The 12,447-nt window shown below is 43.7% G+C and carries 6 protein-coding genes and 3 rRNA genes; 8 read left to right on the forward strand and 1 reads right to left on the reverse strand.

Features of this window, described 5'->3' with window-relative positions; translation table 11 throughout:
* Positions 1-280: 280 nt before the first annotated feature.
* The 5 genes from ABOA58_RS02005 (at position 281) to ABOA58_RS02025 (ending at position 5,968) form a co-directional block, all read left to right on the forward strand.
* Positions 281-1,483, forward strand: a complete 1,203-nt coding sequence (locus ABOA58_RS02005; protein ID WP_350301004.1) for an MFS transporter — start codon at positions 281-283, stop codon at positions 1,481-1,483.
* Positions 1,484-1,549: 66 nt separating this feature from the next.
* Complete coding sequence (aroD, locus tag ABOA58_RS02010) at positions 1,550-2,311, forward strand: type I 3-dehydroquinate dehydratase (RefSeq protein WP_350301005.1); 762 nt, start codon at positions 1,550-1,552, stop codon at positions 2,309-2,311.
* Positions 2,312-2,371: 60 nt separating this feature from the next.
* Complete coding sequence (locus tag ABOA58_RS02015) at positions 2,372-3,256, forward strand: shikimate dehydrogenase (RefSeq protein ID WP_350301006.1); 885 nt, start codon at positions 2,372-2,374, stop codon at positions 3,254-3,256.
* Positions 3,257-3,524: 268 nt separating this feature from the next.
* Entirely contained in the window at positions 3,525-4,730 is a 1,206-nt protein-coding gene (locus ABOA58_RS02020; protein ID WP_350301007.1) for an MFS transporter, read from the forward strand.
* Positions 4,731-4,954: 224 nt separating this feature from the next.
* On the forward strand, positions 4,955-5,968 hold the full coding sequence (locus ABOA58_RS02025) for a LacI family DNA-binding transcriptional regulator (protein ID WP_350301008.1): 1,014 nt from the start codon (positions 4,955-4,957) through the stop codon (positions 5,966-5,968).
* A gap of 115 nt (positions 5,969-6,083) precedes the next feature.
* On the opposite strand, the gene ABOA58_RS02030 is transcribed toward ABOA58_RS02025, so the two are convergent.
* The gene (locus ABOA58_RS02030) at positions 6,084-6,641 is read right to left on the reverse strand and encodes a shikimate kinase (RefSeq protein WP_053533572.1); all 558 of its coding nucleotides are present in this window, start codon (positions 6,639-6,641) and stop codon (positions 6,084-6,086) included.
* A 753-nt stretch (positions 6,642-7,394) separates the two neighbouring features.
* Between ABOA58_RS02030 and ABOA58_RS02035 the strand changes: the two genes are divergently transcribed.
* From ABOA58_RS02035 to rrf, 3 genes are all read left to right on the forward strand, one after another.
* Positions 7,395-8,945, forward strand: a 16S ribosomal RNA gene (locus ABOA58_RS02035).
* Positions 8,946-9,121: 176 nt separating this feature from the next.
* Positions 9,122-12,054, forward strand: a 23S ribosomal RNA gene (locus tag ABOA58_RS02040).
* A gap of 64 nt (positions 12,055-12,118) precedes the next feature.
* Positions 12,119-12,234: ribosomal RNA gene (rrf, locus tag ABOA58_RS02045) — 5S ribosomal RNA — on the forward strand.
* Together the 16S, 23S and 5S rRNA genes form the textbook arrangement of a ribosomal RNA operon.
* The last annotated feature ends 213 nt before the right edge of the window (positions 12,235-12,447 follow it).

A 12,447-nucleotide genomic window follows, 5' to 3' on the forward strand; every position in this document is an offset into this window, starting at 1 on the left:
AATACCTTTTGAATTTAGAACCTAATCGGTTTTTAGTAGAACGATATACCAATACTGAAATTTTGGTAGAACGATGTACTAATAATTAAGATTAGTAGAACGATATACTAGTTAGGTGAAAAGTTAGTAGAACGATGTACTAACTAAAGCCGGTTTACTTATTGTTTTATTTAGTACGTAATTTTGTTCTTGAATTTATGGTATGGGGCAAGGGGGCAACTTCTGAAAGGCTTAAGAATCAAATTGCATTTCGATAACTTTTTAAATAGGGGTGTGTTTCATGAAAAATCCATTTATAAAAATGGCCACAGGTTTATATATTAGCTATTTTATTTTAGGCATGATCAATATTATCATTGGATCAAATATGGAAAATTTGTCCGAGCAATTAAATACAAGCGCCTCAGGGATAAGTTACTTGGTTTCTGCTATAGGAATCGGTAAGTTAGTTTCCTTGTTTTTCGCGGGTAGACTGTCGGATAAATTAGGAAGGAAACCATTTGTCGTTTCAGCATCTTTTATCTACCTGATCTTCCTTATAGGCATACCTTTGGCTCCTAACTATACATTGGCATTTATATTTGCTGTATGTGCTGGTATTGCCAATTCATTTTTGGATGCAGGTACGTATCCAGCACTTATTGAGGCTTTTCAAAAGAAAGCTGGTTCCGCTACCGTATTAGTAAAAGCGTTCGTTTCAATCGGTGCCGCACTTCTTCCATTTATCATGGCGTTCTTTATAGCTAGAGATATGTTTTACGGGTATACATTCTTCTTAATGGCTGCTGTATATCTTGTTAATGGTTTTTTCCTGCTTAAGGTTTCATTCCCGGATCATAAAGCTCAAAGCCAAACTCAGAATGATGAACAGGCTGTGCCGGTTCAACAGCAATTCCTCTCAAAACCGAAGTTTGCTCAGGAAGGTTTGGCAGTCATACTATTAGGCTTCACATCAACTGCTTTATTCATGCTGGTTCAAGTCTGGCTCCCGAACTTCGGACAAGATGTATTGGGGCTAACCCAAGCAAAGGCTGTTCAATTGCTTAGTTACTATAGCATTGGCTCCCTTGTTTCTGTCATTTTGCTAGCTGTTCTATTGAATAAAGTAATTAAGCCCATTACCGTCATGATTATCTATCCGGTCATTGCAGCATTATCTTTATTGTCACTCATTTACATCCAGCAACCATTTATGACTGTTTTGAGCGCTTTCTTCATTGGGCTTTCAACTGCAGGGGTGTTCCAATTAGCCATGACGATAATCACAGAATTCTTCCCAGCCAATAAAGGGACGATTACTTCATATGTAAACATTGCAGCTAGTTCAGCCTTTATCATCATACCTTTCGTTACAGGTATCATTTCTAAGAGCGCTGGTTTAACTGCAGTCTTCTTATTTGATGTGGCAATTGCGGTAGTTAGTATCTTATTGGCCGTATTTGTTGCCTATCGATATAAAAAGGTAATTAAGGTTTCCGATTAAACGGTCTAGCCGAACATCAGTGGGGCATGAACCCCACTGATGATAATGATAAAAGGGGGAAACATCATGCAAACAATCACGATCAAAGACGTAACGATCGGAGAAGGGGTTCCAAAGATCATCGTTCCTCTAATGGGGACAACTGAAGAAGAACTGCTTAAAGAAGTTGAAACGGTAAATGCGCTACTGCCGGATATCATTGAATGGCGAGTAGATGTCTTTGAACAAGTCGAAAGCTTAGAAGCCGTTTCAGATATGATTTCAAAACTTAGAAGTGCTGTTCCCAATACTTTGCTGCTTTTCACTTTTAGAAGCCATAAAGAAGGCGGAAACAAGGAAATCAGTGATGTTTATTATTTCCAACTTCTTCATACAGCAATTAAAACGAAGAATATTGATCTTGTCGATGTGGAGTTATTCTTTGAGGAATCATCAGTGAAGGAGACAGTAAAGGTAGCTGAGGAAAATGGCGTATACGTAGTGATGTGTAACCATGATTTCGATAAGACACCAGCAAAAGAAGAAATCATTTACCGATTGCGTAAAATGCAGGAATTTGGCGCCCATATTCCAAAAATCGCTGTTATGCCCCACACGGTTGGTGACTTACTCGTTTTATTAGATGCAACTTACACGATGAAAACAAAGTATGCCGATCGCCCATTTATTACGATGTCAATGTCGGGTACAGGCCTGGTCAGTCGATTATCAGGTGCGGTGTTTGGATCTGCTTGTACATTCGGTGCTGGAAAAGAAGCATCTGCCCCAGGACAAATTCCTGTTACTCAATTAAGAGATGTATTAGAGATCATTGATCAAAATATTTAACTCATAATTCCTTCCAATAAGGAATTTATATAAAACTTAAAAAATCAGGGGGAATAGAACATGGAAAATCTAGGACGAATCAATGGGAAAACAGAATTAGTAGGATTGCTGGCAACACCTATCGGACATTCTTTATCACCTGCCATGCATAATTTAGCTTTCGATAAATTAGGCTTGAATTGCGCCTATTTAGCATTTGAGGTTGGAAATGAAGAGCTGGAAGATGCAGTCAAAGGGATGCGTGCATTAAATGTAAAAGGATTTAACGTATCCATGCCTAATAAAATGAAGATCCTTCCATATCTTGATGAATTGGCTGACAGTGCTAAATTTTCTGGGGCCGTTAATACAGTTGTCAATGTCGATGGAAAGTTCGTAGGGCACAGCACTGATGGAATGGGATATACTCGGAACCTAAAAGAACATGGTATTGATATTAAAGGCAAGAAAATGACTCTTATCGGTTCTGGCGGGGCTGCTACTCCAATTGCCATTCAATCTGCGCTGGAAGGTGTGGCGGAAATCAGCATTTTTGCTCGTGATGATGCATTCTTCCCGCAAGCAGAAGAGAATGTACGAATCATCAATGAAGATATGAAGCACTTAAATGTGAAAGCCAATGTATACCCTCTTGAAAATGTTGAACAATTAAGAGCTGAAATCGCAACTAGTGATATTTTGGCAAATGGAACCGGCGTTGGCATGAAACCACTTGAAGGCTTAAGTGTCATTCAAGACGAATCAATGCTGCGTCCTGATCTAATCGTAACAGATGTTGTTTACATCCCACGAAAGTCTAAACTAATGGAACAAGCTGAAGCTGTGGGTGCTACAGCTATTAATGGTCTTGGGATGATGCTTTGGCAAGGTGCGCTAGCCTTTGAATTATGGACAGGTCAACAGATGCCTGTTGATTTCATCAAAGAGCAATTGTTTGCAGAATAAAATGATTCCACTCTGGAGATTGTTCTCCAAATAGAGGTTTTTTCATATTCGATTGCATCATTCGTTAAATGATTACAAAAATTTGGTGCAGAAACCTCGGAGCTAAGAAATGCAGGGAGTGAAATCCCTTGTTTTTCTTAGCGTTTTTTTTTGAAAAGTGGTTTTCATGTAAATGGATAACATAAAGGGGAGGCTTTAATGTAATTACATTGTGCATTAAGGTGTTATATGGGAGAAACACAACGTGATTTATTATAGGGGTGTAATAATGAAAAATCAGTATTTTAAAGCGGCATCTGGCTTGTATATTAACTATTTTCTGCTGGGGATGGTTAATATAATTCTCGCCTCGAACATGCCCTCTTTAACAGAACAATGGGATACGGACTCTACTGGCATCAGTTATCTTATTGCAGCAATAGGAATAGGCAGATTACTCACGTATGGTCTCTCGGGAGTATTATCAGATAAATTTGGAAGAAAGCCATTAATCATGGTCTCTTCGGTTATAATGGGCGTTTTTTTAATTGGGATTCCATTTTCCCCCACTTATGAAATGGCCTTTGTATTTGCCTTACTTGCGGGGATTTCCAACTCAGCCATGGATGCTGGTACATATCCGGCGCTAACTGAAATGTTTCCTGAAGCTGCTGGTTCCGCGAGTGTTATGGTTAAGGCTTTTGGCTCGCTTGGTGCTACCATCCTGCCATTCATCATCTTGTTTCTTACTTCGAACCAATTATTTTACGGGTTTGCATTTTTAGTACCGGCTGTCATCTATTTCATGAATATGTTTTTGGTTTTGTCTGCTTCATTTCCAAGCAAATCCGAAGCTGTCAGTCAAGAGGAGGATTTGCATAGTAACAGGTTCATAACGGAACCTAAATTTTGGAGCGAAGGAGTCGCACTAATCATAATTGGGTTTACATCAACTGCGTTATTTACAGTTTCGCAAATCTGGTTACCGAGTTTCGGCCAGGAAGTCGCAGGGATGCCATCTTCAAGTGCCATTAAATTATTGAGCTATTATAGTGTTGGATCACTGATTTCCGTCCTGCTATTATCCATCTTATTAAACAAATGGATTAAGCCCGTGACGGTGATATTGCTTTATCCAATGATTACTTTAATTACGGTAATCATCATATTAACGATTCATTCACCTATTGTCTTAAGTATTAGCTCCTTTTTCCTTGGAGCCTCGACAGCTGGGATCTTTCAATTATCCATTGCAATAATGACTGAACTCTTCTGGAGAAAAAAAGGAACTGTAACAGGGATCGTTGCGACGGCATCCAGTTTGGCGAGCGTCATTTTACCAATTGCAACGGGCTTGATCGCTAAGAGTGGGGATATATCGCATATATTTCTTTTTGATTGCTTTATTGCTACTATAGGAATCCTGGCTGCAGCTTTTGTATATTACCGGTATAAGAAATTGACACAGCACCAGACCATATTTAACCATGGCTAATAAATATGAAGGATTACTTAAAACTCCATCTTCTAGAACTAGGGTGGCGTTTTTTTTTGGACTAATGAATAGTGGATATAGATGTATTGGAGTGAGTATTAATCGATGGTATGCCCATGTTCCAAAAGCAAGGGTGTAATAATGACAGTAACTATATTATTATTATAGTAAGAACATGATAATAATAAGTACATCAAAAATACATTCAAGATGGTGATTGAACTATGAAACAATCCAAAAAAGGGCGGGTCACGCTGCAACAGGTAGCGAAACATGCTGGGGTTTCTACATCCACTGCTTCCCTTATCGTTCGCAATAACCCTCGAATATCGGAAGCGACGCGAAAAAAGGTATTAAAATCCATGCATGAACTGGGTTATGTATACGATAGAATCGCAGCCAACTTAAGGTCGCAGAGTTCTGATACTGTAGGAATCATTATTACCGACATATCAAACACCTTTTTTTCTGAATTCCTGATAGGCGTTCATGACGCATTGGATGAGGTCGGGTATACAGTGTTGCTGGGAACTACATTCGACTCGGTTGCCAAGCAAGACCATCTCCTTTCAACTATGATGGAACATAGGGTGGGAGGCCTGATTCTTTGTCCTGTCTCTGAAAGCTCACAAGATACAATTGAACGGTTAAATGAAATTGACACGCCAATGGTCCTTGCTGTTAGGGAACTACCTGGAGTGAATAGCGACTATGTAGGCATAGACTATCCAGAAGGAGCCAGGATGGCTGTTGATCATCTCCTTGGAAAGGGACATAAAAGAATTGCGCTCCTTGGTGGCATTAAGGAATCTTCTACTTGGATAGAGAGAATGGAGGGATACCGTGAAGCTCTTTCAAGAGCGGGATTGGAAGTGGATGAATCGCTGGTTATAGATAGTGCCCCTACACGGGAGGGAGGGCTTGAGGCTGTTCTGAAAGTACTTGAGAATCCTAATCCGCCTACCGCGATTTTTTGCTTTAGCGACTTAATTGCCTTCGGTGTTATGCAAGGATTAATGATGAAAGGAATTACTCCTGGAAAAGATATAGATATCGTAGGGTTCGATAACGTTCCAGTCGCAGAAATCTATCATCCTCCGCTAACAACCATTTCCTCATTCCCTAGACGTATTGGGAAAGAGGCAGCGAATCTCCTGTATCAGCAAATGGAGAAAATAGAACGTGAACAACAGCGAATCATATTGAATCCAGAACTGATTATTAGAGAGTCTTCCTAATAAAGAAAAATAAAAAGGTGATTAGTTAACAGGAGGTTAGGTACCGCTGTGCCCTTTTCATCTTTTCTATTATTCTTTTATTGGGAACATTGATTACATATCAAAAAGGTTTGCCTTACTTAAGCGGTTCATAAATATCCCAGGCCACTTTCAATGAATCGACTATAAAGTCTGCCACTTCATCAACATCTAGATCATTGGTATTCACTTTTGAATGATGATAGGAGTATATTTCCTGTCTCGTGTAAAAGAGTTCTTCGATTTCTTCAAGGGACCGGCTTTGTAAAACAGGTCTACTATCAATAAGCAATCCTATTCTCTCTTTCCAGTATTCCCAAGATAAGTCCAGGTAAAAGACAATGCAATTGGATAAACAGATATTCCGTATATCCTCTTGTAAAAATGCCCCGCCTCCAACTGAAATGATTTTCAATTGTTGTTGACTAAGGCTTTCAATCACACTTTTTTCTTTTTCGCGAAAAGCTTTTTCCCCAAACTTCTTGAAGATTTCCGTAGTGGGCATATTGAATTCCTTTTCAATTTCTTGATCTATATCAATAAAGTCCCTGTATAATTTCCTTGCTACTTTCTGTCCGATCGTCGTCTTTCCTACCCCCATAAAGCCAATAAAAACGATACTTTGCATCCTCAAAGATGTGTTTTTATTAATCATTTATAAATCCCTCTCCCAACTATTTTTTATAATGATTAAAAGTCTCTCCTGAAATTTTTAAAATATATATATTATAGTACAAGAAAGTAAAATTGTAAAAAAATTTTTTAATATTTGGACAATGGGCCCTGTGATTTATCGGTTTAAATGTTTAAAACTCTACCCGGAAGGAGCATTCAGTTTTCGGTATTCGATTTATGCATCTATCCAGGTTGTTATTGCTTTACCTATCACTTGCAGTTTTATGGATTTCGCCAAAGTCATTACTTAGTTGAAGGGGAATTAGTAGTTCAAATGGATGGGATAATTGATATTCCTGGATTATATGTTTTAAGCGGAAACCAAGGTGTGACAGGCACATTTATTCCTTTATATAGTTGATTAAATCATTTAAAAAGAAAATGTATGAAATGGGTTGACTTAATGGTAGGAAAGGATTAATATAAATAAGCACCAACTAAGACAAACGAACAACTTCATCGCTTTTGGCTGATTGCTGAAAGAAATAATAACTATTGACTTCTTACTATGAAAATGATAAGATGAAATGGTCGCTGAAAAACACAGCGATTTAAAATAAGTTAAAAACTTCGCAGAAGTTGACAACTAATCAATAAAGTGTTATGATGAATAAACAGCCGTTCGCAAGAACGATTGTGAAATTGCTCTTTGAAAACTGAACAAAACAAAGCGCCAACGTTAAATTTTAAGTGAGCACACACTATCAAAAAGCAAATGAGCAAGTCAAACATTTCTTCGGAGAGTTTGATCCTGGCTCAGGACGAACGCTGGCGGCGTGCCTAATACATGCAAGTCGAGCGAATCAATGGGAGCTTGCTCCCTGAGATTAGCGGCGGACGGGTGAGTAACACGTGGGCAACCTGCCTATAAGACTGGGATAACTTCGGGAAACCGGAGCTAATACCGGATACGTTCTTTTCTCGCATGAGAGAAGATGGAAAGACGGTTTACGCTGTCACTTATAGATGGGCCCGCGGCGCATTAGCTAGTTGGTGAGGTAATGGCTCACCAAGGCGACGATGCGTAGCCGACCTGAGAGGGTGATCGGCCACACTGGGACTGAGACACGGCCCAGACTCCTACGGGAGGCAGCAGTAGGGAATCTTCCGCAATGGACGAAAGTCTGACGGAGCAACGCCGCGTGAACGAAGAAGGCCTTCGGGTCGTAAAGTTCTGTTGTTAGGGAAGAACAAGTACCAGAGTAACTGCTGGTACCTTGACGGTACCTAACCAGAAAGCCACGGCTAACTACGTGCCAGCAGCCGCGGTAATACGTAGGTGGCAAGCGTTGTCCGGAATTATTGGGCGTAAAGCGCGCGCAGGTGGTTCCTTAAGTCTGATGTGAAAGCCCACGGCTCAACCGTGGAGGGTCATTGGAAACTGGGGAACTTGAGTGCAGAAGAGGAAAGTGGAATTCCAAGTGTAGCGGTGAAATGCGTAGAGATTTGGAGGAACACCAGTGGCGAAGGCGACTTTCTGGTCTGTAACTGACACTGAGGCGCGAAAGCGTGGGGAGCAAACAGGATTAGATACCCTGGTAGTCCACGCCGTAAACGATGAGTGCTAAGTGTTAGAGGGTTTCCGCCCTTTAGTGCTGCAGCTAACGCATTAAGCACTCCGCCTGGGGAGTACGGCCGCAAGGCTGAAACTCAAAGGAATTGACGGGGGCCCGCACAAGCGGTGGAGCATGTGGTTTAATTCGAAGCAACGCGAAGAACCTTACCAGGTCTTGACATCCTCTGACAACCCTAGAGATAGGGCTTTCCCCTTCGGGGGACAGAGTGACAGGTGGTGCATGGTTGTCGTCAGCTCGTGTCGTGAGATGTTGGGTTAAGTCCCGCAACGAGCGCAACCCTTGATCTTAGTTGCCAGCATTCAGTTGGGCACTCTAAGGTGACTGCCGGTGACAAACCGGAGGAAGGTGGGGATGACGTCAAATCATCATGCCCCTTATGACCTGGGCTACACACGTGCTACAATGGATGGTACAAAGGGCTGCAAACCTGCGAAGGTAAGCGAATCCCATAAAGCCATTCTCAGTTCGGATTGCAGGCTGCAACTCGCCTGCATGAAGCCGGAATCGCTAGTAATCGCGGATCAGCATGCCGCGGTGAATACGTTCCCGGGCCTTGTACACACCGCCCGTCACACCACGAGAGTTTGTAACACCCGAAGTCGGTGAGGTAACCTTCATGGAGCCAGCCGCCTAAGGTGGGACAGATGATTGGGGTGAAGTCGTAACAAGGTAGCCGTATCGGAAGGTGCGGCTGGATCACCTCCTTTCTAAGGATAATTACGAGAGCGCTTTTGTTTTGTTCAGTTTTGAATGAGTAATTCATTCAAATAGGAAAGACAAACATCACGATGTGATGGATTCTTTCTGCTTTGTTCCTTGAAAACTAGATAATAGATAGAAGGCAATTAATTTTTTTCAAAGCATCTGTAAGATCTTTTTTAACGGTTAAGTTAGAAAGGGCGCACGGTGGATGCCTTGGCACTAGGAGCCGATGAAGGACGGGACTAACACCGATATGCTTCGGGGAGCTGTAAGTAAGCTTTGATCCGGAGATTTCCGAATGGGGAAACCCACTGTTCGTAATGGAACAGTATCTTTACCTGAATACATAGGGTACTGAAGGCAGACCCGGGGAACTGAAACATCTAAGTACCCGGAGGAAGAGAAAGCAAACGCGATTTCCTGAGTAGCGGCGAGCGAAACGGAATTAGCCCAAACCAAGAGGCTTGCCTCTTGGGGTTGTAGGACACTCAACATGGAGTTACAAAGGAACGGGGTAAATGAAGCGATCTGGAAAGATCCGTCGAAGAAGGTAAAAACCCTGTAGTTGAAACTTCGTTCCCTCCTGAGTGGATCCTGAGTACGGCGGGACACGAGAAATCCCGTCGGAAGCAGGGAGGACCATCTCCCAAGGCTAAATACTCCCTAGTGACCGATAGTGAACCAGTACCGTGAGGGAAAGGTGAAAAGCACCCCGGAAGGGGAGTGAAATAGATCCTGAAACCGTGTGCCTACAAGTAGTCAAAGCCCGTTAATGGGTAATGGCGTGCCTTTTGTAGAATGAACCGGCGAGTTACGATTTCATGCGAGGTTAAGTTGATGAGACGGAGCCGCAGCGAAAGCGAGTCTGAATAGGGCGAATGAGTATGAGGTCGTAGACCCGAAACCAGGTGATCTACCCATGTCCAGGGTGAAGTTCAGGTAACACTGAATGGAGGCCCGAACCCACGCACGTTGAAAAGTGCGGGGATGAGGTGTGGGTAGCGGAGAAATTCCAATCGAACCTGGAGATAGCTGGTTCTCTCCGAAATAGCTTTAGGGCTAGCCTCAAGATGAGAGTATTGGAGGTAGAGCACTGATTGGACTAGGGGCCCCCAACGGGTTACCGAATTCAGTCAAACTCCGAATGCCAAATACTTATTCTTGGGAGTCAGACTGCGAGTGATAAGATCCGTAGTCGAAAGGGAAACAGCCCAGACCACCAGCTAAGGTCCCAAAGTATACGTTAAGTGGAAAAGGATGTGGAGTTGCTTAGACAACCAGGATGTTGGCTTAGAAGCAGCCACCATTTAAAGAGTGCGTAATAGCTCACTGGTCGAGTGACTCCGCGCCGAAAATGTACCGGGGCTAAACGTATCACCGAAGCTGTGGATTGACACCGTATGGTGTCGATGGTAGGAGAGCGTTCTAAGGGCGTTGAAGTCAGACCGGAAGGACTGGTGGAGCGCTTAGAAGTGAGAATGCCGGTATGAGTAGCGAAAGAAGGGTGAGAATCCCTTCCACCGAATGCCTAAGGTTTCCTGAGGAAGGCTCGTCCGCTCAGGGTTAGTCGGGACCTAAGCCGAGGCCGAAAGGCGTAGGCGATGGACAACAGGTTGATATTCCTGTACCACCTATACATCGTTTGAACGATGGGGGGACGCAGAAGGATAGGGTAAGCGCGCTGTTGGATATGCGCGTCCAAGCAGTTAGGCCGGAAACGAGGCAAATCCCGTTTCCATTAAGGCGGAGCTGTGATGGCGAGGGAAATATAGTACCGAAGTTCCTGATTCCACGCTGCCAAGAAAAGCCTCTAGTGAGATGTAAGGTGCCCGTACCGCAAACCGACACAGGTAGGCGAGGAGAGAATCCTAAGGTGTGCGAGAGAACTCTCGTTAAGGAACTCGGCAAAATGACCCCGTAACTTCGGGAGAAGGGGTGCTTTTTAGGGTGAATAGCCCAGAAAAGCCGCAGTGAATAGGCCCAGGCGACTGTTTAGCAAAAACACAGGTCTCTGCGAAGCCGCAAGGCGAAGTATAGGGGCTGACACCTGCCCGGTGCTGGAAGGTTAAGGGGAGAGGTTAGCGCAAGCGAAGCTTTGAACCGAAGCCCCAGTAAACGGCGGCCGTAACTATAACGGTCCTAAGGTAGCGAAATTCCTTGTCGGGTAAGTTCCGACCCGCACGAAAGGTGTAACGATCTGGGCACTGTCTCAACGAGAGACTCGGTGAAATTATAGTACCTGTGAAGATGCAGGTTACCCGCGACAGGACGGAAAGACCCCGTGGAGCTTTACTGCAGCCTGATATTGAATTTTGGTACAGCTTGTACAGGATAGGTAGGAGCCTGAGAAGCCGGAGCGCCAGCTTCGGTGGAGGCGTTGGTGGGATACTACCCTGGCTGTATTGAAATTCTAACCCGCGCCCCTTATCGGGGTGGGAGACAGTGTCAGGTGGGCAGTTTGACTGGGGCGGTCGCCTCCTAAAGAGTAACGGAGGCGCCCAAAGGTTCCCTCAGAATGGTTGGAAATCATTCGTAGAGTGTAAAGGCACAAGGGAGCTTGACTGCGAGACCTACAAGTCGAGCAGGGACGAAAGTCGGGCTTAGTGATCCGGTGGTTCCGCATGGAAGGGCCATCGCTCAACGGATAAAAGCTACCCCGGGGATAACAGGCTTATCTCCCCCAAGAGTCCACATCGACGGGGAGGTTTGGCACCTCGATGTCGGCTCATCGCATCCTGGGGCTGTAGTCGGTCCCAAGGGTTGGGCTGTTCGCCCATTAAAGCGGTACGCGAGCTGGGTTCAGAACGTCGTGAGACAGTTCGGTCCCTATCCGTCGCGGGCGCAGGAAATTTGAGAGGAGCTGTCCTTAGTACGAGAGGACCGGGATGGACGCACCGCTGGTGTACCAGTTGTCTTGCCAAAGGCATAGCTGGGTAGCTACGTGCGGACGGGATAAGTGCTGAAAGCATCTAAGCATGAAGCCCCCCTCAAGATGAGATTTCCCATGGCGCAAGCTAGTAAGATCCCTGAAAGATGATCAGGTTGATAGGTCAGAGGTGGAAGCATGGTGACATGTGGAGCTGACTGATACTAATAGATCGAGGACTTAACCAACGCTTTTTAAAAAATGAAATACCTTCTTATTATCTAGTTTTGAAGGAACAACGTTCCTTTTATGTTTGGTGGCGATAGCGAAGAGGTCACACCCGTTCCCATTCCGAACACGGCAGTTAAGCTCTTCAGCGCCAATGGTAGTTGGGGGTTTCCCCCTGTGAGAGTAGGACGCCGCCAAGCCATTTATTAAGATCAGCCATTCGGCTGGTCTTTTTTTGTATTGCAATATTTTCAGCTTTCAGGCAGGAGTGACGTAAATTAACATCTAATCGACCTGAAGCCTAACTTTTTCGACCTAAAATGAAATAAATCGACCCACAGGCTAATTAATTCGACCTAAAATGAAATAAATCGACCCATAAGCCAATTAATTCGACCTTCGTTAAATCCTCT

The sequence above is a fragment of the Peribacillus frigoritolerans genome (assembly GCF_040250305.1).
Lineage (GTDB): Bacteria > Bacillota > Bacilli > Bacillales > DSM-1321 > Peribacillus.

Coding starts and splice junctions, on each gene's coding strand:
- ABOA58_RS02005 (WP_350301004.1), top strand. CDS start 281: ATGAAAAATCCATTTATAAAAATGGCCACAGGTTTATATATTAGCTAT.
- aroD (WP_350301005.1), top strand. CDS start 1,550: ATGCAAACAATCACGATCAAAGACGTAACGATCGGAGAAGGGGTTCCA.
- ABOA58_RS02015 (WP_350301006.1), top strand. CDS start 2,372: ATGGAAAATCTAGGACGAATCAATGGGAAAACAGAATTAGTAGGATTG.
- ABOA58_RS02020 (WP_350301007.1), top strand. CDS start 3,525: ATGAAAAATCAGTATTTTAAAGCGGCATCTGGCTTGTATATTAACTAT.
- ABOA58_RS02025 (WP_350301008.1), top strand. CDS start 4,955: ATGAAACAATCCAAAAAAGGGCGGGTCACGCTGCAACAGGTAGCGAAA.
- ABOA58_RS02030 (WP_053533572.1), bottom strand. CDS start 6,641: ATGATTAATAAAAACACATCTTTGAGGATGCAAAGTATCGTTTTTATT.